We start from the raw sequence: 22,438 nt of genomic DNA, 5'->3' as shown, positions 1-22,438 counted from the left end.
CAGGTTATAATTTTTATATTGCAAACATCATTCTTATTGCGCAGTAAAATATTTTTGGATAACGGCTTCCGTTTTTTCTTTAGCAATCTTTATTGTCTTTTCCGGTTCCCATTCCCAATATTCAGGTCTAAATAGCTCTACAGAAACCATTTTATCATAACCAATGTCTTTTAATGTCTTCAAAATAAGTTCTAAGTCAATACTTCCATCGCCAGGCCACAATCTGTTGTGATCTCGTAAAGCTCCTACAGGGAGATCTTCAGCATCATCAATGTGAAAAATAAATATCTTGTTAGGATCCGCTTTTTTTAAGGATTCAATTTTTGAGTTCATGGAATGGAAATGGAAACAATCCAAAACTATCCCCACATTGCTGCGATTTACAGCAGTTACTATTTCATATGCTTGTTCAAAGGTATTTACACTACAATTGGGATAGCCGACAAATTCGAATGCCAGGTTCATATTATATGTTTCTGCAACGTCGGCTAATTCATGAAGGACTCTAATCGATTCTTCTTTAATTTCTTTTCTTGTGTAAGGTAGATCAAAGGTGGGCACAACAACAATATTGCGGCAATTAATTTTTACACCGGATTGGCATAAAAACACCAGATCGTCTTTTATCTTTTTATAATCGTTTGGATGTCTGAATGTAACAAATTCCAGAGCATTAAAAGCATATGGTTTTAGTGTATTTTGCTCAAAAAAGTTAACCAGGTCATCTATCGTATGGGTCTCTAGATATTCTTTCAATTTGTCCATTCTTATTTCGATTAAATCATAGCCATATTTATTGCATAATTCCAAGTCGAGTTCCAGGGTCGAGTTTTTCATGGTAGTTGCTTCATTAAAACAGATCTTCATTACTATACACCTCACTAAATTGTGTAAACATTTTAAGCGCTAATCCCCATGGCATACTTCATAATCTTTTCTTGCGAAGCCTCTTCTCTATTAAGCATCCCTGTTACCTGGCCTTCGTGCATAACCAGAATTCTATCACTGAGCCCCAAAATCTCGTGCATTTCAGAGGAAATCATAAGGATTGCTTTTCCCTGGTTAGCTAAAAAGGATATTAACTTGTAAATTTCCGCTTTGGCACCAACATCGATACCACGTGTTGGTTCATCGAGAATTAATATTTCAGGATTGCACAATAGCCACCTTGATATGAGTACTTTCTGTTGATTGCCACCGCTTAAAGATTCTACAGGTTGGTCCAGGCTAAAAGCTTTAATATTGAGGTTTTCTTTTTCTTTTTGGCAAACCTCCATTATCTTCTTTTTATTGAGAAGTACTCTAGAAAGGAAACTCAGAGTGTTGGCGATAATTATATTTTCTTTAACTGGTCGATTGAGAAATAAACCAGTTGTTCGTCGATCTTCAGTGAGATAAGCCATCTTATAATAAGTTTTTGCACTAGCAGGCGTAATGTTGGTTGCTTTTTTTCCTTTAATCCAGACTTCTCCTTCATCAGGTTGAGTAACCCCAAATAAAGCTTGCACAAGTTCTGTGCGCCCCGCACCAAGAAGGCCCGCTATGCCCAGTATTTCTCCTTTATGCAAATCAAAAGAAACGTTCCGAAATTGACCTCTTTTGGTCAAGTTTCGGACAGATAATATTACTTCTCCTGTAGCATGAGGTTGTTTATCAAAAATTTGCTTAAGCTCTCTACCAACCATCATTTGTACTAGTCGATCGGTGTTAAAGTTTTCAACATTGTCTGTACCTATATGTTTTCCATCTCTTAGAACTGTAATATAGTCGGCAATACCAAAAACCTCATCCAGCTTATGAGTTATAAATATAAAAGATTTACCTTGCGCCTTCAAGGATTTAATTATATCAAAAAGCTCTTTAATTTCTTCTTCACTGAGAGCCGAAGTCGGTTCATCCATAATAATTAAATGTGAATTATAAGAAATAGCTTTGGTTATTTCTATCAATTGTCTTTTAGCTACGTTAAGATCCATAATTTTATCTTCTGGGTTTACATTAATACCCATCTTATCTAATAGTTTTTGGGTTTCAGCTATAATTTCTCTTTTTTTTAGCACACCTCGTATACTATAGTTAGCTTCTCTTCCAAGAAAAATATGTTCTGCTACGGTTAAATGCTGGGGTTGTATTAATTCCTGGTGTATCATTGATATACCCACTTTAAGAGCATCAGTAACATTATTAATTTTTACGTACGTACCGTTAAATTTAATAGTACCAGAATCAGCTTGATAAATTCCCATTAAAATTTTCATTAACGTTGATTTACCAGCGCCATTCTCGCCCATTAAAGCATGTACTGTACCATGTTTTACTTTCAATTGAACATTATCCAGTACCTTAACTCCACTAAATTGTTTATTAATATTTTCCATTTCAAGGATATAATTACCATTTCCATCCATGGTTTATCACGTCCTCACTTAACTTTGAGATAGCGGGGATATTGAAATCCCCGCTACTATTCTTCATACTCTATTATCTATTCCATTTAGCCAAATATTTATCAGCGTCTTCCGGCTTGACTGTTTCATAGGGAATCATTACTTCTTCCGGTATTTTTTCCCCTTTAGCTGCTTTTAGAGCCATTTCTATAGCACTTTTACCCTGATCAAAAGCATTTTGATATACAGTTACTGCCAACTTTCCATCTTTCAAGTACTGCAATGCATCTGGAGTTGCATCAATACCACCAACAATAACTTTGGATAGTTTTCCAGAAGCCTCTAAAGCTTTTATGGCCCCTATAGCCATTTCATCGTTATTAGAAGCTACGATATCAAAATCTTTTCCTGATTGGATCCAGTTTTCCATTAATTGCATACCTTTGTCTCTAAGCCAATCAGCCGAATTCTCAAGAACAATTTTCATATCAGGATGCTTGGCAATAACATCTTTTATGGCCTGTGTCCTTAGCCTGGCAGGCTCTGAACCCAAGGTACCAACCATTATAGCTACATTGCCTTTATAACCCGCTTTCCAAGCAAGATATTCCATTAATAATTGACCTGACTGATATGCATCAGAACCAACATAACAAGTAAGTCCTTCCATTCTTCTATTTACGCCAATTAGTGGAACGCCTGCTTTCTTGGCCGCATCTACTATGGGTTGAGTTGATTCCGTATCAACCGGATTAACAACTATTGCATCCATTTTTTTGGCGATAAAGTTTTCTACTTGATTTAATTGCGTAGAGGCATCATTTCGTGCATCAACAACAGTTAATTCAATTTCGGGGTGTTCTTTAGCATAACTTTGCATTGCATCTACTACATAGGATAAAAATTTATCTATGCTGCTCATTGTAACACCAATTTTAATCTTCTTTTCTGATGTCTGCCCAGAACTTCCAGAACTTGTCGTAGTTCCCTTGGTACTACATGCAGATAATATTAAAAGTATAAGCAACGAAGTTGTTAATAAAATGATACTTCTCCTAGAAAAAAGCCCTTTCAGCACTTTTGTATGGACCTCCTTTTTTGATAATTTGGAAGTTTAGTTTAAAGAAAGGTTAAATATTCTGAGATATCACCCCCACTCTCATTTTATATGTTTTACCACCTCTCGTACTTATTTGTTACTAGAAGAATTACTTGCTATTTTCCTCTTTTGATCAAGAATAACTGCACCTACAATGATTGCACCTTTAAATACTTGTTGCCAGTATGCCGATACACCCAATAAATCCATAGCATTGTTTAAAATGCCCATAATTAAAGCACCAATTACTGTCCCAGGTATAGTACCTATACCGCCTGATAAACTTGTCCCACCAATTACCGCAGCAGCAATGGCATCCATTTCAAATCCTACACCCGCAATTGGTTGCCCCGAACTTATGCGAGAAGTCAGTACGATCGCTGCTATGCTTGCCATTAAACCAGCATACATGTATATAAGCACTTTATGTTTATTAACATTGATTCCAGAAATCATGGCAGCCTGCTCATTACTACCTATCGCATACGTATATAATCCGAAAATAGTATTATTGAGTAAAATATGGCTTAAAATCAGTAGCCCTACTAATATAAGGATAGGTACAGGTATACCGAAAAAATCTCCCCCGCCTATAAATTCAAAGGTCTTAGTAAAATTACCTATAGGTCTTCCATCACTGTAAATGAGAGCTGCACCTCGTGCTGCTATCATCATACCCAAAGTAGCAATAAATGGTGGAATTTTTGTTTTAGCTATTAGCATTCCATTGACAAGACCGGCCAACGACCCCACAATCATCCCGGCAAGTATCGGCACTATAACCGGGTACATCCCCGGATGTGCCAAGCTAGCAACTACTACGGACGTAAGTCCCACTATTGATCCTGGCGACAGATCAATGCCACCAGATATAATTACAAACGTACTTCCAAATGCAATAATTGCTATGATAGAAATTTGCCTAACTACATTGGTTAAATTTGTAGAGCTAAGAAAACCGGGATATAGAAGTGTTGTTATAACAACCATCAAGAGTAATATAAATAATGTTCCGTATCTCTCATTAAGCCTTTGCAACCTTTGTTTAAATGACAATTGAACCACTCCAATCTCTATAACATTACCTTGCTCGTTTAAATGCTTTCTACTTCTTCCCTTGCGATTCTACACCATTTGATAACATTTTCCGGATTTTTGCCCAACGTATGATTGTCTTTCATTATAATCTCAAGCCTGCAGTTACGTGTTATCTTCAGGACGCGACGTATATCCTGACGGATTTGCTCTTCATCGATATTAGGAGTGGCCAGTACACTGGGATGCGGTTTCCAGGAAAAAATATATTTGTCTTCTAGTTTTTCAGCCATATCTTCAACATTAGCCCACGGCGAAACAGAGACTCTTCGAAGCCTGGGAATCTTTTTGATTACATCCCACCTGGCATTTAATGGTTCACAGCATCCATAACAATTTAGACCAAATTTTTCCAGTATAGGTAATTGATATTGAAACACAAATTCCTCGAACATTTGTGGGGAAAAACCTACAGTTATCTGGCTTTCCGACATGCCCCACATATCTTTTAGCCGTACTTTTCCATCAAAATCTTGTTGCGGCAATTCTTCCGACCAGCCATATCCCCCTGAACCTACAAAAGTCCCATCGTTGTTTAAACTCAGCAAACCGTTTTTCTCCAGAAAATCAAGCTTGGCTAAAGTCCCCTCCGATAAAAAGGCCATAAGTTTGTGTAATTCTTGAGGATGGTCATAAACATCATAAAGAATATTTTCCAGGCCGCGTAGATACGCCAAATCATCGGTTAAGCCTACAGACCACCACCAAACAGTCTTTAAACGCACGTGCAAAATATCACCTAAAATTTCCTGGGCCAAGTTAAAAACCTTTTGGGTGGTTTCGTAATCAATATTAATTTCAGGAAAATGTAATTTATTGACATCGTTGTAATCTTTGAGAGGGGCTTCCCACTTATACGACCCTCCATCTAAACGATAAACATCTATTTCTCCGCCAACTCTCTGTTCTTTCAATCCCCACCCACTGTCAGTATAAATATGATGGATATCAAAAAATGGCTCTATAACACGATCATCGCCCATCGATTCTCCCCAGAATAATTCTTTGCGTAATACCGCTTCCCAATATCGCGCTAATTCGTTTTCACATTGTATTTGATCATCTGTAATTATTTCATTCCAACCATTTTCTGGATCGCAAAAAATTGGCGGCCGTGTGGGTTTCAAAGCATTATGCTCTATCCAAAGTCTCTTTTTTGTTTCTTGTTCCGGCCTGGCTGCTATTTCAGCAATTTTAGAGGCTAAATCTCTTAAAATTTGACGCTCTTTTTGGTTTACCATCAAGTTATTACGATAATCAATATGACTGTCGTTGATTCGAACATTCAAATGTTCAAACATACAAATTTGCCCCCTTGCTCAAATTATAAATTTACTTCTTTAAACCCAAACCTATCAAAGTAGTATTCCTTTATGCTTTGCATATGCTGGCGCATGTTCTCTTCCGCCGCCGCAGGATCCCTTTGTTTTAACGCTTCCAGGATTTTTAGGTGTTGAGGGAAAGACGTTTCAATTCTAGCCTTGTTATCTTGGGTCAGAAAAGTAATTCGCCTGATTTGATCTCGCAACATGTTTAATATAGAGGCCAGGCGCTTATTGCCGGCAATTTCTACTATATATTCATGAAAAGCTATGTCCTTTGTGCTAAAGCTCTGAAAGTTAATTTGGTCGGAGCAATTAATTTCCTTATCCCAGTTAGCAATCATATCTTCCAAATACTTTATATCCTGGGGCTGAATTCTTTCTGCAGCCAGCTTTACTGCCAGGCACTCCAGAGGTTCCCGGACCTGCATAATTTCGCGAATATCTTCAATGGTAATTTTAGTTACCGTCGCACCTTTTCCAGGTATTAACTCAATTAAACCTTCCGAATTTAATCTTCTTAATGCCTCGCGCACCGGGGTCCGGCTAACACCCAGCTTTTCAGCAAGTACTCTTTCCTGGATCATGGTCCCGGGTTTTATGGTATTATTTATAATAGCTTCTTTAATCTCTTCATAAACCCTTTGCCCCATTACGGGCTGAATAACATCAAGGCCTCTAAGGGTCTCCATAAAAATACCACCCTGAATTGTGTTCCTTTTGTATCCTTCTTGTATACCGGTTGTATTATCATATTCGACATTCTTGCCTGAATTCCTCCTAAGGGATAAAAAATTTTTTTAAATAAAAAACGGGCCAGCACATATGCTCTCAGCCCGGTTATTTGTTATACTCTTATTTAATTAGCGTTATCTACTTCTTATGAATCATACTGATCTGCTCCCGGGGGCGGCCGGTGGAGCGGGAGACCAGGTCGCCAATCTTGTTGGCGTCCTCGTCGCCGAAGTTGTCGGCCATGACAATGACGTTTACGGCATTGGGCTGGATGAACACCGCCGCATCCTTATAACCTTTGGCGACGATGAGCTTTTCCAGCTGCATCTCCAGGTCCATCTGCTGGGTCAGTTCCACCAGCCGCTTCTGGGCTTCCTGCTTGCCCTCACCGCCCGCGTTGGGGTTATCGATAATCTGCTTGAGCAGGGCGATCTGCTGGCTGCGCTGGCGGTCTCTTTCCAGGCGGTACTCGATGAAGAAGGCGGCTCCTCCTTCAGCTTTAGAACTTGCTTCCTTGAGTATATCCTCTGCCTTAGGTCCACTAACCGCTGCCTGGTCCTTGATTGGCGCCGCCACCTTAGTAGCTCCACCGGTATCCGGCTGGCTGGCCTGCTGGACCGGTCGCTCCAGGGGTAGATCTATGCCGGCCGGCTTTGTTCCCTGCTGGTCACCCTGGACCAGGTAAGCCAGGACGCCAAAGGTCAGCACCAGGGCAATTATTACTCGTCCTTTATCACCTATCTTAATCATCTTTTTCACCCTCCCCAATTTTGGCATCTTGATCAAAAGCACAGTCATAGTTACTTACTGCTCCCCCCGGTTTCCATCGGCAGCACCTGCACCTGGTGGGGTGCCAGGCCCCACAGGGTTTGCACCGCCTGGATGAAACGCGCCCGCACCTGAGGATCATTCGCTCCATCGGCCACTACCACTACTCCCAGAACCTCCGGCTGGGTTTCACGAGCTACTACCGGCGCTTCACCGCCATTCATCTGGCCGTTCCTGGCCATGACCAGCTGCGCATCTTCGTTGCTGTCGGTAGTTACCCTGGTCCCGCCGCTTTGATCCTTCTCTTCCACGCTGTGTTTGCTAGTCCTGGTATTGGTAGCAAACTCCTTTAAGGGGCTGGTCTTTAAAGATACCCGCACCGCCACCCTGCCGGCACCAGCGATTTGCTCTAATATCTCCTGGAGCTGGACTTCCAGTTCCCTGGCGGTGACCATTAGTTCCGTCTGCTGCCGGTCCAGTCCGGGTTGGCTGGCTGTTTGCCCTGTCGCCTGTACCCCCTGGTGCTGGATAGAGCTGTTAAGATTACCAATGCTGATAAAGATGGTCCCCAAAATAAGGGCGCCAGCAGCCAGCCAGAGGTACCAGGGTGGTTTCTGGGGCAAGAAGCGCCAGTCCGGCCACTTATTTTTGTCCAATGGGCAACACCTCCCTGAAAGTAAAACCCTTCTACTTCCCATATAGCAGCCGTACTTCGACCTGGCCGGGTTCCAGTCCATAAAAGTGGGTAATCATGGTGACAATACGGGATTGAATCTCCTGGACTTCAGCAGCGGTAATTTGGGGCGCAGTTGACGGTAGTCCTTCCTCTTGTCCCGCGATCTGTTCCGGCCTCCCTGGTAATTGGGTTTCAGGAGGCGCGAGCCCTTGAGTGCCAGGCAGGTTGCCGGCAGGCGAAGGTGGTGCATCCCCGCCCCCTTTTGCCGTCTCTGCTCCAGCCAGGGTGGCCGTGACTACCACCCGGCGAATGGCCCCCAGCCGTTCCTTTTCGCCGGATACGTCCACCAGTACTTCGGCTTGCTTTACGCCAGGTACCAGGGTGACCAGGGCCTTGATCTGCCCGGCCAGGCGGTTGCGGTAAATTTCCAGAGCTGCCTCGTCATTGGCCCGGGCCATTTCCCGGCCCTGCTGCACCGGGGCGGCGGCCGCAGGGTCCAGGCGCAGGTCCCAGGCAGCCAGCTCCAGCTCCGGCCCGAAACGCAACCCTTCCGCCAGGGGCGTCAAAATAGCGACCACCACAAAGAGCCCTAAAACAAGCCGCACGTAACGGGTAATCTTTTTTTCCGGCAGGAGCATTTCCAGGAAGGCCGCCAGCAAGGCAATCAGAGCTACCTGGCGGACTATCTCGCCGATTTTAGCCAGCAATTCCCTGCCTACCCCCTTAAAGCTACCGTGATGTTGCCCAGGACGACGATTACGGCTATGGCCAGGAAAAAAATCAATCCCGTGACCGCCACACAGGCAAAGACCATGGTTAAAGCTCCGCCGATGCCGTCCAGGGCGTCGGCCAGCTGGTCCTCACCGAAGGGCTGGACCACGGCCGCCGCCACTTTGTAAACAACCACCAGGGAGAGAATTTTTAACATGGGAAAGGCGGCCAGGAAAAAAATAATGATTACTCCTACCAGGCTGACAGCGCTTTTCAAAAGCAGGGTTGTCCCGGCAACGGTTTCGACGGCATCGGACAGCATGCCGCCGACCACAGGTAAAAAGGCATCAGTGGCAAATTCAATGGCCCGCAGGCCAACACCGTCGGCAACTGAACCGGCGATCCCGTAAATCGATAACACGCCGGTGAAAACGGTCATCATCAGTCCCAGGGCGGCCATGGCTGCCTGTTTAAGGAGCCCGGCCATTTTGGACACCTGGAAGCGATCGGCGATCCGGCCGATTACCGTGAGGCAGGCCGTAAGGTACAAGAGAGGAAAGAGAACGTTGTGCATGAGGGTACCGGTAATGGTTACGGCATAGATCAAAACCGGTTGCAACAGAGTAGAGGCGGTTATACCCCCGGTTGCTGCCAGCAGGGTAATCAAGGCCGGTAGCAGGGACTGAAAAAAGGATACCATCCGGTCGATGGCTTCCCCGCCGGTACGGACAGCCAGGGTAAAGGAAGTCAGGGCCAGGGTAATCAGGGCCAGGAAGGCCACTCCCCGGGCCACGGTGCTGATACTTCCCGCACTGAAAGCTGCCTGTAAATTTTGCAGCACAGCGCAGGCTACGGCAAGGATTAAGAGCTGGCCCAGCAGGGCCCCGCTGGCCAGGAGCTCATGGAAAAGATACTTTAGCAGCCCCCGCCCGGCGGCCGCCGGATCCAGGGGCAATTTTCCCTGGCGAAGATTGGCCAGGATTTCCTGAAAGCCCAAGCGGGGCAGGTACTGGCCCACTTCCCGGTCCAGCTGGTTAAGGAAAGTATCGATGCCCCCCAGGTTGAGTTTGGCCATCTGGCGTTCCAGCTGCTCGTCCAGGGTCATGGCAGCCGCCGCTTCTGTTCCTGTGGCCGGTTCCGGATAATAGGCCAGGGCCGAGGGGGCAGTAAGCCCTGTATATAATCCGTAAAGCCCAATATAAATTAAGACTACCAGCAACTTCCACGCAGTGGTTGCCTGACACATGAAATCACAACCTTGCTGCTTCTTTCTATATAAGCCGCCTTGCAACAGGCGCGGCAGGAGCAGGAACCTTTGTCTGCCTTACGGCAAGAGGCGAATAATGCTTTCCAGGATCGCAACAATTATGGGGATGGCCAGGACCATAATCAATACCTTGGCGGCCAGCTCCACCTTGCCGGCAATGGCATTTTCGCCGGCGTCCCGGCAGACCTGGCTGCCAAACTCGGCCACATAGGCGATGCCAATGATCTTTAAGATGGTATCCAGGTAAAACTGGTTGATACCGGCCCTGGCCGAGAGGTCGGCCAGGACCTTGACCACCGTACCAATGCGGTCCAGGAGGAGGAGAAAAATAATTGCTCCTGTCACCAGGCTGATGAGGAGGGCCGTATCGGCGCCCCGGGCCTGGCGCACCATGACAATAATCAGGGTAGCCGTCAGGGCCAGGCCGACGATCTGGAAAATCTCCATCCCGGGGCCACCCCTTTAATACAGCTGGAAGACAGCCCGTACGGCTTTGAAGAGATCCATAATCAAGGGAATGACCCAGAGTAAGGCTATAGCCAGGCCGGCCAGCAGGGTCATGTAGGCATATTCGTCCCGCCCGGCCTGTTTCAGGAAAGTATAAAAAATAGTGATGATAATGGCCAGGGCCGCCAGTTTAAAAATCAGGCTCACATCTACGCCCAGCATCTTTTCTCCCTCCCGAAGCTTTAATATAGCAACAGCACCAGGGTTATCCCCAGCAGGAAACCCAGGGTACGCCACATCTTGCCCTGGCGATTGTTTTCTTCGTGGGCTGCCAGCTGCTGCTGCCCCAGGAGCTGGCGGGTCAGCTCCAGGTTTTTAATCTGGTCGCCGGCACCGGAGTTACCCAGCATAGGACCCAGGGCCTTTAGTATCTCCAGATCCCCGGGCTGCAGGGCCCCTTTCCGCCCCAGTTCCTCCAGGCCCCTCTGCCAGGCTGCCAGGGCACCGGCGGCAGCGTTTTCTTGCAGCGCCCGGGCCACAGTCTGGAAAAATAAAGCCACTGGCCCGGCCAGCTGGTTCCCAACCCGGGTGAGAGCCAAGGGGAGGGGGGTAGCCCCATAGATTATTTCCGTCTCTAGCAATTTCAGGCCGGCATTTAACTGGCGCAGCTGTTCAATCCGGGCGCTAAAACCGCGGGCCTTCTCCAGGCCCAGCAAACCGCAGGTGAGGATTATCAACCCGCCTCCCACCATTTTTAACATGCCTTGCCCTCCCCCCGCCAGGGACCGCGGCGCAAGGTCCGGCCGTCCCCGCTAAGGAGGAATTCGATGGTCCCCGGTCCCAGGGTACGGCCAAGGATTATCAAGCGTTGCCAGAAACCCCGCTCCAGGAGCGGCCTCCAGCCCGGCCGGTGTTTCAACTCTTCCAGGCTGCCGGCATGGACGCTGGCCAGAATTGTCACCCCGGCATTTAAAATATCCTGTAAAGCCGCCAGTTCCTCCGGGCGGCCAATCTCGTCGGTGGCAATGACCTCCGGCCCCATGGACCGGAGGAGCATCAACATCCCGGCCGCCTTGGGGCAACGATCCAGGACGTCCGTCCGGGGGCCGACATCCAGCTGGGGCACCCCCAGCCAGCAGCCGGCAATTTCGGAACGCTCGTCCACCACGCCTACATTGACGCCGGAAAACTTAAGTTCCCCTATGCCGTTACTGAAAAGACGGATAATATCGCGCAGTAAAGTAGTCTTGCCGCAACGCGGCGGTGAAAGAATAAGGGTGTTGAGGGGGCGCCCCTGCTCCAGGAGGTAGGGCATTAACTCCCGGGCACAACCGGGGATACTCCTGGCCAGGCGCAAATTAAGGCCGGCAAAATTCTTTAAGGTTTGAACTTCTCCCTGGCGTACCACTGCTTCGCCCACCAGCCCCACCCGGTGGCCGCCCCTCACGGTGATATACCCGGAGCGCAATTCTTCCTCCAGGGCATAAAGGGAACTGCGGGTGAGGGCCTGGATGGTCTGGCTGAGATCGTTTTCGCTTACGATATAGGCCAGGTTGGGTACAGCTGTCAAAGTGCCGCCGGCCTGCACCCAGCCTTCACCGGCACCCCAGCGCACCTGAAGGGGCCGCTCCCGCCGCAGGCGGATTTCTTCCAGGGCTGCTTTTACCTCCAGGGGCAGGGCAGCCAGGGAAGTAGCGACCGCTGCCGGCAAAAAGGCCAACAACCCGGAGAGCCCCCCTCCCCTGCCTTCCCCGGCCTGTCCTAAAGGTGGTTTTCCGTCACCCTTGACCAGCCGTACGCTGCCCATCTTTCTCCCTCCTGCCATTATGCTTATTATGATCCTGGCAATTTTATGCAAGAGAAAATTCGGGGCAAAAAAATAAGACCCCATCACGGGGTCTGATGCTATGATCTTTTTCAGAACTAGATGTCATCGGTGTCGGGAGAGTTTTTCTTTTCTTCCTCTCGAGCCGCCAGGGAGCTGGTTTCGCCTTCTTCATTGACAAAGACGACCGTCTCACAATTGGGGCAGGTAACTTCCACTACATCCTCATCATCCAGGACATCGGCATCAAAGCAAACTATCTCGTGGCATTTCGGGCATTCTACTTCAATGTAGTCGCCCTCTTCCTCGTCTTCGTCGTCCTCGTCATCCTCGTCGTCATAGTCATCTTCGTCTTCGTCATCATAAACCTCATCTTCTAAATCATAAAGGTCCTCATCGATGCTTTCCAGGTAGTCTTCCAGTTCTTCATAGTCCTCATGCAGGTCGTGGAGAGCCTCGGCCATTTGCTCCAGGACTTCAACTATTTCCTTAAGGAGGCGGGTTTCCTTGCTATCGGGGTTTAACTCCATGCCGTCCACTAACCCCTTCAGGTAGGCAACCTTCTTGCGGACGTCATTCATTGTCTACACTCCTTTCCCTTTCTACCTTTTATTATTACCGGCCCTGGCCGGACTTAAACTAGGCCCGCTCAATATAGGCACCAGTACGGGTATCGATGCGGACGACATCTCCCACCTCGATAAAGAGGGGCACCTGGATTACGGCACCGGTTTCTAAAACGGCGTTCTTGGAACCGCCGGTGGCTGTATCGCCCTTGATGCCAGGCTCTGTTTCCACAACCTTTAGCTCAACAAAGTTCGGCAACTCGATGCCAATGGTTTCCCCCTGATAAAGGAGGACATAAATGTTCATATTGTCTTTTAGATATTTTATCGCATCATCAAGCTGATCTTTGTGCAGGGATAACTGTTCGTAGGTTTCTGTATCCATGAAGTAATAGTTTTCGCCGTCATTGTAGAGGTACTGCATCTCGCGCCGGTCAATATGGGCGCGGTTGACCTTTTCCCCGGCCCGGAAGGTCCGCTCAATTACCGCCCCGGTACGCCTGTTCTTCAGCTTGGTACGGACGAAGGCCGAACCCTTGCCTGGTTTGACATGCATGAATTCAATTACCTGGTAAACTTCACCGTCAACCTCAATGGTAAGACCAGTACGGAAATCGTTGGTGGATATCAAGCGGGATACCTCCTAGATTGGATGTGGGAATTGAAAAGTGGGAGGTGGGAGGTGGGATTCGCGGTTACAATTGATTAAGCCGGTCTCTGGATGAAAAACCGATGCCCACCTTTTCAAACCTCTCACTAAAAACTAGCAACCGTTTTGCCCTTTGTCTTCACTGCGCTGTGCCGTAAAATAAACGTATGAGAACCTTTATAGCTCAATAAATTCTCTGGGGGCATGGGACAGGATACGAGCACTGTTTTCCTGGACCAGGACCACGTCCTCAATGCGGATACCGCCCCGTCCGGGCAGGTAAATTCCCGGTTCTACCGTGACCACCATCCCCGGAGATAGTTTAACCTCGCTCCGGCTGGAAAGGGTGGGACCTTCATGAACAGCCAGTCCCACACCGTGGCCCAGGCCATGGCTGAAATAGGGCCCGTATCCGGCCGCGGCAATATGTTCCCGGGCTATCGCGTCCACCTCGCGGCCCGTCATCCCGGGACGGATGGCGGCGATAGCCCTCTCCTGGGCTTCCAGAACGACGTGGTAGAGGTGACGCCATTCCGGGGCCACCGGCGCCAGGGCTACCGTGCGGGTAAGATCGGAGTGGTAGCCCTCATAGACGGCACCAAAATCCATCACCACCAGGTCACCCGGCTGCAGTACCCTGCCGGAAGCCACCCCGTGAGGAAGGGCCGCCCGGTAACCGCTGGCGATGATGGTGGTGAAGGATGGCCCGCTGGAGCCCTGTTTACCCAGGAAATATTCTAACTCCAGGGCTATGTCCCGCTCTCTGACACCTGGACGTAAGATCTGGAGCAGGTGACGAAAACCGGCATCGGCCAGGTCAATGGCTTTTTGCAGAAGTTGCACTTCGGCCTCTTCTTTTACCTGCCGTAACCTTTCTACCAGGCCCTTTACTGGTTTCAGCTTGACCGGGCGCGGCCAGTCTTTGGCCTGCTCCAAAAATTCTTCATAGGTGGCATAGCTGAGGTGCTCTGCTTCAAAGTGGAGTTCTGCTACACCGGCAGCAGCCAGGGTGGCACCCAGCTGTTCCCACGGCTTATTGCCCAGGTCCACTACCTCAAAATCCGGCGCTTCCTCCCTGGCCTGTTTAGTAAAGCGGCCGTCGGTTAATATATACTGCGATGTTGTAGTAATGAGAAGCTGGCCGCTGTCGCCGGTAAAACCGCTCAGGTAGCGGCGGTTTTCTTCCTGGCGTACCCACAGGGCCTTGATACCTTCCGCCGTCATAAGCCGGCGCAGACGGTCTAACCTTGTGGTCAAAAAAAGCCCGCCCTTCATTTTTCAGGTTTACCCTCACGCTGCGAGCGCACCAGCTCTATGGCAGCTTCCAGTCCCAGGCGGTAGCTTAAAGGCCCAAAACCGCTAATCTGGCCGTCTACCACCGCTGCCGTTACCGTCTGGTGGCGAAATTCCTCGCGGCGGTAAATGTTGGAGAGGTGAACTTCTACCATCGGGCAATCCAGGGCCGCCAGGGCATCCCGCAGGGCAATGCTGTAATGTCCCAGAGCCCCGGGATTGATGACCACGGCGTCTACCCGCCCCCGGGCTTCATGAAGACGGTCAATAAGGGCCCCTTCATGGTTGGACTGGAAAAACTCTATTTCCACCCCGGCGCCGGCAGCCTGCTCCCTTAAGCCGGCTTCGATATCGGCCAGGGTAGTCCGGCCATAGATTTCCGGCTCCCGGCTGCCCAGGAGGTTTAAATTGGGCCCATTTAACACTAAAATCTTCATGGCTGCTATTTTACCATAATATTGCTCTCTTGGGTAGAGTGTACTTACCCGCTGATGGTCATGCTGGCAATACGCACCGTCGGGGCACCGGTGGCGCCAAAAAAGGTGAGGTCGTTGCCTACGGCGTCAATGCCCTCCAGGAGGCCGATGATGTTGCCGGCAATGGCCACGCCCCGGACCGGCCTGGTCAGCTCGCCATTTTCAATCCAGAGGCCGCTGGCGCCGACGGAAAAATCGCCGGAGATGGGATTGGCCGTATGCATGCCCATGACTTCGGTGACGTAAAGTCCCCTGGGGATCTCTTTAATAATATCTTCCGGGGTGCGGGAGCCGGCCTCGATATAAAAATTGGTCGTCCCGACTTCCGGTGTTGTCTTGAATGAACCCCGGGCACCGTTGCCGGTGGATTTTACCCCGTCCCGGGCGGCTGTATAGGTGTTGTGCAGGTAGCATTTAAGGACCCCTTTTTCCACCAGCACCGTGTGCTGGGTGGGTACTCCCTCGCCGTCAAAGGGGCTGGAGGCAATGCCGTCCGGCCGGCGGCCGTCGTCGATAATATTCACAACCGGTGCCGCCACCTGCTGGCCCACCCGGCCCCGGAAAAGGGATTTGCCCTTCTGGACGGCATCGGCAGCAAGGGCCGGGGCGATGACCCCCAGGAAGTTGGTGGCTACATAGGGGTCAAAAACAACGGCCGCCCGCTGGGTATCAACCCTTTTGGCTCCCAGCATGCGCACGGCCCTGGCCGCCCCTTCCCGGCCGATCTTCGCCGGATCGATATTTTTATACCGCAAGCTATAGGCCAGGCCGAAACCTGTCTGGCTCTCTTCGTTTTCCACCGCCACCACAAAGGTGCTGGCGCCGCAGTAGGCGGCAAGGTAAGCGGCTGTTATCCCCTGGGAGTTTACCAGGACAACCAGGTAGCGGGAATCGTTATAGGAACAGCTTTCCGTGATCTTCACCCGCGGGTCATAAGCCCTGGCCTGGCGTTCAATCTCCCGCACCAGCTCGATCTTTTTTTCCACCGGGGTTGTGGTAATTTCCGGGTCAAAGAGGTCCAGCTGGGGGTAGCCGGGATAGCGGGCCGGCAGGCAGTTATGCTCATCTGGGGTAGCCATCCGGGCGTTGGCCAGGGCCTGCTCTACGCAAAGTTCAAGGGCCGTGGGGCTGAAATCGGTGGTAAAGGCAAAACCCACCCGCTGGTCGGCTATGACCCTTAAACCCAGGCCCTGATCCCGGGCCGTAGTCAGGGCCTCGACTTCCTGGTTGCGCACCTCGATGCTTAAATTTTCACCGGCACTTATGTAGGCTTCGGCAATAGCCCCTTTTTCGGCCGCCATCTCTACCACCCGCGCCGCCAGGTCAAGGTACTGTTTTTGTAAAGCCTGGTAATCCATCAGCCTTTATCCTCCTCGTCCAGGATGCCGCCGACCACCATCTCAGGAATGCGAATCGTGGGCTGCGCATCCCCGACTGGTACTCCCTGGCCGTCTTTACCGCAGGTACCTAAGGAGAAGCCCAGGTCGCTGCCCACCCGGTCGATTATCTTCAGTACCTCGGGGCCGTTGCCGGTGAGGGTGGCCCCCCTGACGGCCGGGCCAATCTTGCCGTCCTGGATGAGATACCCTTCAGCCACATCAAAAACAAAGTCGCCGTTGGTGGTGTTGACCTGCCCGCCGCCCATGCGCTTGACCAGCAGGCCGTGCTTGGTTTCCCGCAAAATAGCTTCCGGGTCGTCTTTGCCGGGAGCGATAAAGGTATTGGTCATGCGGGGTATGGGGCGGTCCTGGTAAGATTCCCGGCGACCGTTGCCGGTAGAACGGCGGTTCTCCTTACGGGCTGTCAGGTAATCATACATATAATCCTTCAGGATGCCGTTTTCGATGAGCACGGTTTTCTGTCCCGGCATACCTTCGTCGTCAAAACGGTACGAACCGTACTTGCCGGGAATGGTGGGATCGTCAATAACGGTTATCAGGTCGGAAGCTACTTTTTGCCCCTTCTTGCCGGCGTAAACGGAAAGCTGCTTTTGGACCAGGTCGGCTTCCAGGCCATGGCCGCAGGCTTCGTGAATCATGGTGCCGCCGGCCTCGCCCGCCATAACCACCGGCATCTTGCCCGCCGGTGCCGGCCTGGCCTCCAGCATCATGACGGCCCGTCGGGCAGCCTGTTGCGCCTTCTCTTCCGGGTTAACGCTTTCAAAAAGTTCCCACCCCTGGTGCCCGCCGGCCGATTCAAAACCTGTCTGAATAATTTTGCCGTCGGTGGCCACGGCATTGACGACAAAACGGCAGCGTACCCGCTCGTCATCTACCAGGATGCCGTCGCTGTTGGCAATGGTTACCTCCTGAATAACGTCGCCGTAACCCACCGTAACCTGGGTAATGCGCTTATCGACGGCCCGGGCGGCCTCATTGGCCCTTTGCACCAGAGCTACTTTTTCGGCTACCGGCACCTGGTCGGGCCGCTTTTTAATGGTAAATTCCACTTGTGCTTGCGGCCGTTTAAAGCTAATTTCCCTGGGCTGGGGCCGGCTTGGCAGGGCTTTACCAACCAGGGTTGCCGTCTGGATGAGGCTCTCCCGGCTCAGGTCATTGCTGTAACCATAGGCGGTGTTTTCCCCGGCAATGACCCGTATACCGGCTCCCTGGTCAAGACCGGATATAACCCGTTCAATCTTATTATCCTCGCAGCTGATGCTGGTCGTCCGGCGCCGTTCCAGGAAAATTTCTGCAAAATCGCCACCTTCAGCCAGAGCGGCCTCCAGGATGGCCTTCAGATCGGCTTCACTTAAAAGCATTTACCCACCCTTTCTATATAACTTCTTACTAGTATAATTCAAGGGGCGGGAAAATATTCCTGCTAATCCTTACGTGAAAAATGGAGGCTGGCCAGGGTGGCCAGTAATTGATCGTAGTCACCAATACCGCCGGCCTGCCATTCCAGGCTGAAGGTCAGTTGCTGGACGAGGAAGAGGGGTAAATCCAGGTATTGGGGGTAATCACCCGGCCTGATTTCTCCCTGGTAAAGCTGCCGGCCGTCGGCAAAAATGGTGACTTTAACTTTACCGCTGCTGTTGGCAAAGCTGTCATCGATACCGATGTATCCCTGGAGGCGTGTGTATTGTTTCTGGAGATCGACCTTTAACTCGGCTTGATTGTGCTCCTTGCTTAGATTTACACCGACGCTGCGGGCTAGTTGCATGCCGGCCAGGGCCGCCGGCCGCTCCAGAACATAGAAGGGCCCTACATTGCGCAGCACCCGCAGTTCTTCCAGCCAGACATCCCTGTTGCCAGCGGGGGGGTCCTTGAAGGCCGGTCCCGCCTCCAGCCGGCCCTTTACCTGGCGGGGGAAGGTATATTGAGGCGCCTGTCCGGCGCCTGCCGGGGCCGGGAAGACAGGCTCCGGTGGGTTTGTTCCCGGGTTACCCGCAGGTGCCGGGGAGGCAGGAGGAGCAGGTGACAGCTTTACTGGTACCGAACCAGGAGTTGCAGCCGTAGAGGGGCTGGCCGGACTGCTCCCGGCAGCCTCTCCCTGGCCAGGAGAAGCTCCCGCACCTTTAGCTCCATCCCCGGCAGCAACCGCCCCCGCCGGGGGCGTGAAACCGTCGGCCCGCCCGGCCGGAAAAAGGGCAATAGCTCCAGGGACTGGATTGTCTTCTCCCAGATCGTACAGGTCTATAATAAAGCTCCCTTCGACTGTTCCAGCGTTTCCCTGGCGCGCAAGGATCTTCAAATTACGGATGGCCGTCAGGGCCGGCAAGGATTCCAGCTGATTTATGTAATCCTGCAGCGCCGGGTAGGGGCCGCTGACGGTAACTTCATAGGGATAGACCCGGAAGGGGTCTCTCTTTTCCACCGGCAGGGGACGGAAGGCCAGTACCTGGAGGGACCGGTCCCGGGGCTGGGCCGCCTCCAGGAAGGGTGCTGTACCCCGGAGGGTAAAACCCAGGTGGAGCCTGGTAGCCTCCCATGCGGCCCGGGCCTGGTCGGCTTTTTGGGCCAGCTCGGCTGCAGATGCTGCCGCCTGCCTGGCGGCAGCCAGGCGCTCCTGGCCTGCCTTGAGCCTTCCCCTGAGCTCCCGGTAGGCCGGCAACTGCTGCCCTAAAACTACATTATTGAAGAAAATAATCCCTACGACAACGGCCAGCAAAACCAGCAATATTTTTTCCCGGCGGCTGAACTGGTAGGTACCAAATTTCATTTACTGTTGCCTTCCCTGCCTGCGTTTATAGAATCCGGGTTTGCTTTTGTTACATCGCCGGGTGCGGGAACTGCTCTTGCAGTCTCTGTTTTACCTGTCTCCGCCCGGGCACCTTTAAAGACTGCCTGTATGGTAAAAGCAAGGCTACTGCCATTACCCTTAACTTCCTGGAGATTGACGGCCTCCCAGAGACCGCTTGCCTGCAGGTTATTTAAATAATTACCGATGGCCTGGAGGGAAGTACTCCCCCCGACCAGGATTAATTCTCCTTTGGCTTCATTTGCTTCCAGGCGGGTCAGCCAGATCTCCCGCGGCAGGGCATCGTTTATTGCAGCCAGAACCGGCTGCCAGCGCCGCCTTTCCTTTACCAAACGCTGCAGTTCCCTTTCCTTCTGCTGCCATTCACTAATGGCGCTTTTACTGGCTGTTGCTTGCTGCGCCTGGGGTTCATACTGGGCCAGCTGCGCCTCCACCCCGGCAACGCGCCTGGCCATCAGCCCCCATTGGATTAGGAAGATAAAATAAAGGGTTACGAGAAATCCTGCCAGGGCCAGGGCAATGGCAGTTCTCCTGGGCAACGACCGCCTCTGCGGCAGGTACTCCGGGGGCAGTAAATTAATAGCCACACTCATATTTCCCTCTCCCGTAAAGCCAGGCCCATGGCTACGGCCAGGGCCGGGTCTGGGGACCCATTAAAGCCTGTCCCCGGGCGGCCGATAATTACCGTTACTCCCAGTTCCTCCCGGTAGTAATCGACCAGGCCCTCCACCTGCGCTCCCCCTCCGGTAAGGATGATGCGCTCCGGGTTAAAGGCCGTCCCGGCCTGGGAACGGTAAAACTCCAGGGAACGCCGGATCTCCTGGGCCAATTCGGCCATACGGCTGCTCCCGCTTATGCCGGGCTGGCCCAGCTCTCCCCCGCCAATAGCTACTACCCGGCTGAAAAGGGGCTGTCCCTCCCGGGCCAGGACCAGGTTGCTCCATCGCCCGCCGATGTCGATTATCACCGTGCTGCCGCCAGCTTCTTCGGCCAGGGCGCGGCAGAGGGCCAGGGGCACAAGGTCGATGGCCACCAGGTCCAGGCCGGCGGCATGGAAAAGCTGGTATAAGCCCGTCACCTGTTCCCGTGGCGCCGCAGCAAGGAGAACCGGCATCTGGTCGGCAGCCGCATCATTACCGGCATCCAGGATGGCCCAGTCCACTACCATGTCCCGGGCCCCGGTGGGCAGGTAGTTTTCGATTTCATATGCCATGCCACTTTTGAGTTCCTCGGGGGTCATCCGCGGCAGGCGCAGGTAGCGGACGATCACCCTTTCCCCGCTGACGGCCGTCACGGCCCGGCGACCGCGCCAGCCGGTCCGGGAGGCCGCCTCGGCAACGGCCGCCACCATGGCCTGAGTATCAGCCAGGCCACCCTGGGGAGTCGGGACGCTGGCCGTCAGCCACTGCCTGCCCTGGTATACGGCCGCCTTGACGGCAGTTGTACCGAGGTCGATGCCCAGGTATTGGGGTTGTCTCTTGAATCTTGGCCAGCGCATCCAGCAGTCAACTCCAAACAGCTCTTTAATACAGGGAAGCCCCGCGCCAGGACAGGATCTGCCAACCTGCTGCGGCCAGGGCCGGGCTCAGGAGCTGTACCCGGTTATTATCGTAGATAATTTGTAGCTGTCCTTTGATGTGACCATGGCCGCTACCTTTTTTACCACCATTGCCACGGCCCTCGTTATTGAAGTTGCCATGGTCCTCACCTTGGTTATCGCCATTACCGCTGCCGCTGTCTTCATCTATCTCTTCGATGCCCCCTGTTACCAGGCTGCCGTTAATGGTACTGGGTGCACCCTGTTTGTAAAAATAGCGTTCGCTCATCAGGACGGCATCAACCGTTATCCCGCCTTCCAGGATCATATCATATCCTGCCACAAAGGCCCAGGCATCGCTGCCGGTAGTTGCCCGTATATCCTTGCTCAAAGTAATATCCCCGGCCGCGGCAATAATGACTTTGCCGGTATAAAAATCAGTATCATTACCTCCACCCTTGCCCTTGCCGTGATCCCCGTTGCTAATAATTAAATCGCCGTTGCAATACAAGATCTTTATCCCATTATCTCCTGCCGGGGCATTATCGACAAAGTCCTGGAGCCTGGCCAGGGTGTATTCCCCCGCCGGGAGGTGATACCCGCCGGTGTAAGGAGCCACCAGGTCACTGGGCCAGGCAGGGAAGGAAAAGCCCAGGCCTTTGATAATCCGACCGTCTACCCGGCCGTAATAATTGGGGTCATTGCCGTATTTGTCGGTAACCTGGCCCACGGTGGCGTCGCCGCGAATGGTGCCGTAATTATACAGATAGCGGCCGGTAACCACACTGCCCTGGACGGTGGTGTTATTTTGAATGGTTAAATCCTTCCCGGCAGCAACGTTGCCGCTGGCCCCCTTTTGCAGGTAAATGCTGCCCGTGGCAAAAAGATCGCCGATAATGGTCAAGGGGTTCTTTACGGTTATGTCCCCGGCGCCGGCCAGGGCATAGCTGAAAAAGGGCCGGGCCAGATCCACCTCTACGGCTCGCTGGACCCCATCTATTTCCCCAACGGAACGCAAGCGATAACTTGCAGCCTGCGACTCCACGCTTACGCTGATGATCCGACCCCTTGCCGGAGGCAGGTAAGTTTCTCCCAAACCGTCCCGCCAGGCGGGGTTATGGCGTAGTCTTGCCAGGGCCAAATGGATACCGGCTTCGGCCAGGTAGGTGGCCTGGGTAATCTTAACTTCATTCGCCGCGCCCTGGCGCTCCACCAGGGAAAGGGAAAGGAGCCCTGCCCCCAGGAGGGAAAGGACCAGGATGGCCAGCAGGACCCCCGGCAGGGCGCTGCCCCGCCGGTGCCAGCACCTCCCCGGCAACCCCACCCCATCAATTCTTCCCTTGCCTGTAGCTATACTCCGCCGCCAGGTGCCGGCCAAAGAA

General features: G+C 51.7%; 24 protein-coding genes. All 24 read right to left on the bottom strand.

Annotation, left to right across the window (positions count from 1 at the left end; all coding sequences use genetic code 11):
* Nucleotides 1-33: 33 nt before the first annotated feature.
* Nucleotides 34-867, bottom strand: a complete 834-nt coding sequence (locus tag FLZ89_RS11760) for a sugar phosphate isomerase/epimerase family protein (RefSeq protein WP_141305027.1) — start codon at nucleotides 865-867, stop codon at nucleotides 34-36.
* Nucleotides 868-899: 32 nt separating this feature from the next.
* Nucleotides 900-2,408 carry a sugar ABC transporter ATP-binding protein gene (locus FLZ89_RS11755; RefSeq protein ID WP_141305026.1) on the bottom strand — a complete coding sequence of 503 codons (1,509 nt, stop codon included), beginning with the start codon at nucleotides 2,406-2,408 and terminating at the stop codon, nucleotides 900-902.
* A 73-nt stretch (nucleotides 2,409-2,481) separates the two neighbouring features.
* Nucleotides 2,482-3,465, bottom strand: coding sequence for a sugar ABC transporter substrate-binding protein (locus FLZ89_RS11750; RefSeq protein ID WP_216363891.1), 984 nt, complete (start codon nucleotides 3,463-3,465; stop codon nucleotides 2,482-2,484).
* A gap of 111 nt (nucleotides 3,466-3,576) precedes the next feature.
* Complete coding sequence (locus FLZ89_RS11745) at nucleotides 3,577-4,542, bottom strand: ABC transporter permease (RefSeq protein ID WP_216363890.1); 966 nt, start codon at nucleotides 4,540-4,542, stop codon at nucleotides 3,577-3,579.
* A gap of 38 nt (nucleotides 4,543-4,580) precedes the next feature.
* Complete coding sequence (locus FLZ89_RS11740) at nucleotides 4,581-5,882, bottom strand: hypothetical protein (protein ID WP_141305025.1); 1,302 nt, start codon at nucleotides 5,880-5,882, stop codon at nucleotides 4,581-4,583.
* 23 nt (nucleotides 5,883-5,905) lie between these two features.
* Entirely contained in the window at nucleotides 5,906-6,556 is a 651-nt protein-coding gene (locus FLZ89_RS11735) for a GntR family transcriptional regulator (RefSeq protein WP_256369537.1), read from the bottom strand.
* A gap of 220 nt (nucleotides 6,557-6,776) precedes the next feature.
* Nucleotides 6,777-7,388 carry a SpoIIIAH-like family protein gene (locus FLZ89_RS11730; RefSeq protein ID WP_141305023.1) on the bottom strand — a complete coding sequence of 204 codons (612 nt, stop codon included), beginning with the start codon at nucleotides 7,386-7,388 and terminating at the stop codon, nucleotides 6,777-6,779.
* Nucleotides 7,389-7,438: 50 nt separating this feature from the next.
* Nucleotides 7,439-8,062 (bottom strand): hypothetical protein, encoded by a 624-nt coding sequence (locus FLZ89_RS11725; protein ID WP_141264963.1) that lies wholly within the window; start codon nucleotides 8,060-8,062, stop codon nucleotides 7,439-7,441.
* A 31-nt stretch (nucleotides 8,063-8,093) separates the two neighbouring features.
* On the bottom strand, nucleotides 8,094-8,789 hold the full coding sequence (locus FLZ89_RS11720; protein WP_141305021.1) for a stage III sporulation protein AF: 696 nt from the start codon (nucleotides 8,787-8,789) through the stop codon (nucleotides 8,094-8,096).
* An 8-nt stretch (nucleotides 8,790-8,797) separates the two neighbouring features.
* Nucleotides 8,798-10,039 (bottom strand): stage III sporulation protein AE, encoded by a 1,242-nt coding sequence (spoIIIAE, locus tag FLZ89_RS11715; RefSeq protein WP_141305020.1) that lies wholly within the window; start codon nucleotides 10,037-10,039, stop codon nucleotides 8,798-8,800.
* A gap of 78 nt (nucleotides 10,040-10,117) precedes the next feature.
* On the bottom strand, nucleotides 10,118-10,507 hold the full coding sequence (spoIIIAD, locus tag FLZ89_RS11710; protein ID WP_141264966.1) for a stage III sporulation protein AD: 390 nt from the start codon (nucleotides 10,505-10,507) through the stop codon (nucleotides 10,118-10,120).
* Nucleotides 10,508-10,522: 15 nt separating this feature from the next.
* Nucleotides 10,523-10,729 carry a stage III sporulation protein AC gene (gene spoIIIAC / locus FLZ89_RS11705; RefSeq protein WP_141264967.1) on the bottom strand — a complete coding sequence of 69 codons (207 nt, stop codon included), beginning with the start codon at nucleotides 10,727-10,729 and terminating at the stop codon, nucleotides 10,523-10,525.
* A 20-nt stretch (nucleotides 10,730-10,749) separates the two neighbouring features.
* On the bottom strand, nucleotides 10,750-11,268 hold the full coding sequence (locus FLZ89_RS11700) for a stage III sporulation protein AB (RefSeq protein WP_141264968.1): 519 nt from the start codon (nucleotides 11,266-11,268) through the stop codon (nucleotides 10,750-10,752).
* Nucleotides 11,262-12,314 carry a stage III sporulation protein AA gene (spoIIIAA, locus tag FLZ89_RS11695; RefSeq protein ID WP_141305019.1) on the bottom strand — a complete coding sequence of 351 codons (1,053 nt, stop codon included), beginning with the start codon at nucleotides 12,312-12,314 and terminating at the stop codon, nucleotides 11,262-11,264. Before spoIIIAA ends, FLZ89_RS11700 begins: the two co-directional genes overlap by 7 nt.
* A 116-nt stretch (nucleotides 12,315-12,430) precedes the next feature.
* Nucleotides 12,431-12,913: a CD1247 N-terminal domain-containing protein gene (locus FLZ89_RS11690; RefSeq protein WP_141305018.1), complete on the bottom strand. Its 483-nt coding sequence runs from the start codon at nucleotides 12,911-12,913 to the stop codon at nucleotides 12,431-12,433.
* Nucleotides 12,914-12,971: 58 nt separating this feature from the next.
* Nucleotides 12,972-13,529: an elongation factor P gene (gene efp / locus FLZ89_RS11685; protein ID WP_141264971.1), complete on the bottom strand. Its 558-nt coding sequence runs from the start codon at nucleotides 13,527-13,529 to the stop codon at nucleotides 12,972-12,974.
* Nucleotides 13,530-13,724: 195 nt separating this feature from the next.
* Nucleotides 13,725-14,804, bottom strand: coding sequence for a M24 family metallopeptidase (locus FLZ89_RS11680; protein ID WP_141305017.1), 1,080 nt, complete (start codon nucleotides 14,802-14,804; stop codon nucleotides 13,725-13,727).
* 14 nt (nucleotides 14,805-14,818) lie between these two features.
* Nucleotides 14,819-15,277: a type II 3-dehydroquinate dehydratase gene (gene aroQ / locus FLZ89_RS11675; protein ID WP_141264973.1), complete on the bottom strand. Its 459-nt coding sequence runs from the start codon at nucleotides 15,275-15,277 to the stop codon at nucleotides 14,819-14,821.
* 44 nt (nucleotides 15,278-15,321) lie between these two features.
* Nucleotides 15,322-16,674: a TldD/PmbA family protein gene (locus FLZ89_RS11670; RefSeq protein ID WP_141305016.1), complete on the bottom strand. Its 1,353-nt coding sequence runs from the start codon at nucleotides 16,672-16,674 to the stop codon at nucleotides 15,322-15,324.
* On the bottom strand, nucleotides 16,674-18,077 hold the full coding sequence (locus tag FLZ89_RS11665) for a TldD/PmbA family protein (protein ID WP_141305015.1): 1,404 nt from the start codon (nucleotides 18,075-18,077) through the stop codon (nucleotides 16,674-16,676). Before FLZ89_RS11665 ends, FLZ89_RS11670 begins: the two co-directional genes overlap by 1 nt.
* Before the next feature lie 62 nt (nucleotides 18,078-18,139).
* Nucleotides 18,140-19,480, bottom strand: coding sequence for an NPCBM/NEW2 domain-containing protein (locus FLZ89_RS11660; RefSeq protein ID WP_141305014.1), 1,341 nt, complete (start codon nucleotides 19,478-19,480; stop codon nucleotides 18,140-18,142).
* Entirely contained in the window at nucleotides 19,477-20,106 is a 630-nt protein-coding gene (locus FLZ89_RS11655; protein ID WP_172613591.1) for a PilN domain-containing protein, read from the bottom strand. Before FLZ89_RS11655 ends, FLZ89_RS11660 begins: the two co-directional genes overlap by 4 nt.
* 2 nt (nucleotides 20,107-20,108) lie before the next feature.
* Nucleotides 20,109-21,017 carry a type IV pilus biogenesis protein PilM gene (gene pilM / locus FLZ89_RS11650; protein WP_141305012.1) on the bottom strand — a complete coding sequence of 303 codons (909 nt, stop codon included), beginning with the start codon at nucleotides 21,015-21,017 and terminating at the stop codon, nucleotides 20,109-20,111.
* A 25-nt stretch (nucleotides 21,018-21,042) separates the two neighbouring features.
* Nucleotides 21,043-22,434 carry a hypothetical protein gene (locus tag FLZ89_RS11645; protein WP_141305011.1) on the bottom strand — a complete coding sequence of 464 codons (1,392 nt, stop codon included), beginning with the start codon at nucleotides 22,432-22,434 and terminating at the stop codon, nucleotides 21,043-21,045.
* Between the last annotated feature and the right edge of the window lie 4 nt (nucleotides 22,435-22,438).

This window comes from Moorella sp. E306M, from assembly GCF_006538385.1.
In the GTDB taxonomy this organism is placed as follows: Bacteria; Bacillota; DSM-521; order Neomoorellales; family Neomoorellaceae; genus Neomoorella.
This window is presented reverse-complemented; position numbering and strand designations above follow the sequence as displayed.

Bases quoted from the DNA above. Each gene is read 5' to 3' on its own strand.
- FLZ89_RS11740 (WP_141305025.1), bottom strand. From the start codon at position 5,882: ATGTTTGAACATTTGAATGTTCGAATCAACGACAGTCATATTGATTAT.
- spoIIIAA (WP_141305019.1), bottom strand. From the start codon at position 12,314: ATGGGCAGCGTACGGCTGGTCAAGGGTGACGGAAAACCACCTTTAGGA.
- FLZ89_RS11690 (WP_141305018.1), bottom strand. From the start codon at position 12,913: ATGAATGACGTCCGCAAGAAGGTTGCCTACCTGAAGGGGTTAGTGGAC.
- FLZ89_RS11700 (WP_141264968.1), bottom strand. From the start codon at position 11,268: ATGTTAAAAATGGTGGGAGGCGGGTTGATAATCCTCACCTGCGGTTTG.
- spoIIIAC (WP_141264967.1), bottom strand. From the start codon at position 10,729: ATGCTGGGCGTAGATGTGAGCCTGATTTTTAAACTGGCGGCCCTGGCC.
- spoIIIAD (WP_141264966.1), bottom strand. From the start codon at position 10,507: ATGGAGATTTTCCAGATCGTCGGCCTGGCCCTGACGGCTACCCTGATT.
- FLZ89_RS11730 (WP_141305023.1), bottom strand. From the start codon at position 7,388: ATGATTAAGATAGGTGATAAAGGACGAGTAATAATTGCCCTGGTGCTG.
- FLZ89_RS11665 (WP_141305015.1), bottom strand. From the start codon at position 18,077: ATGCTTTTAAGTGAAGCCGATCTGAAGGCCATCCTGGAGGCCGCTCTG.
- FLZ89_RS11670 (WP_141305016.1), bottom strand. From the start codon at position 16,674: ATGGATTACCAGGCTTTACAAAAACAGTACCTTGACCTGGCGGCGCGG.
- aroQ (WP_141264973.1), bottom strand. From the start codon at position 15,277: ATGAAGATTTTAGTGTTAAATGGGCCCAATTTAAACCTCCTGGGCAGC.
- pilM (WP_141305012.1), bottom strand. From the start codon at position 21,017: ATGCGCTGGCCAAGATTCAAGAGACAACCCCAATACCTGGGCATCGAC.
- FLZ89_RS11755 (WP_141305026.1), bottom strand. From the start codon at position 2,408: ATGGATGGAAATGGTAATTATATCCTTGAAATGGAAAATATTAATAAA.
- FLZ89_RS11660 (WP_141305014.1), bottom strand. From the start codon at position 19,480: ATGAAATTTGGTACCTACCAGTTCAGCCGCCGGGAAAAAATATTGCTG.
- FLZ89_RS11735 (WP_256369537.1), bottom strand. From the start codon at position 6,556: ATGGGGCAAAGGGTTTATGAAGAGATTAAAGAAGCTATTATAAATAAT.
- spoIIIAE (WP_141305020.1), bottom strand. From the start codon at position 10,039: ATGTGTCAGGCAACCACTGCGTGGAAGTTGCTGGTAGTCTTAATTTAT.
- FLZ89_RS11760 (WP_141305027.1), bottom strand. From the start codon at position 867: ATGAAGATCTGTTTTAATGAAGCAACTACCATGAAAAACTCGACCCTG.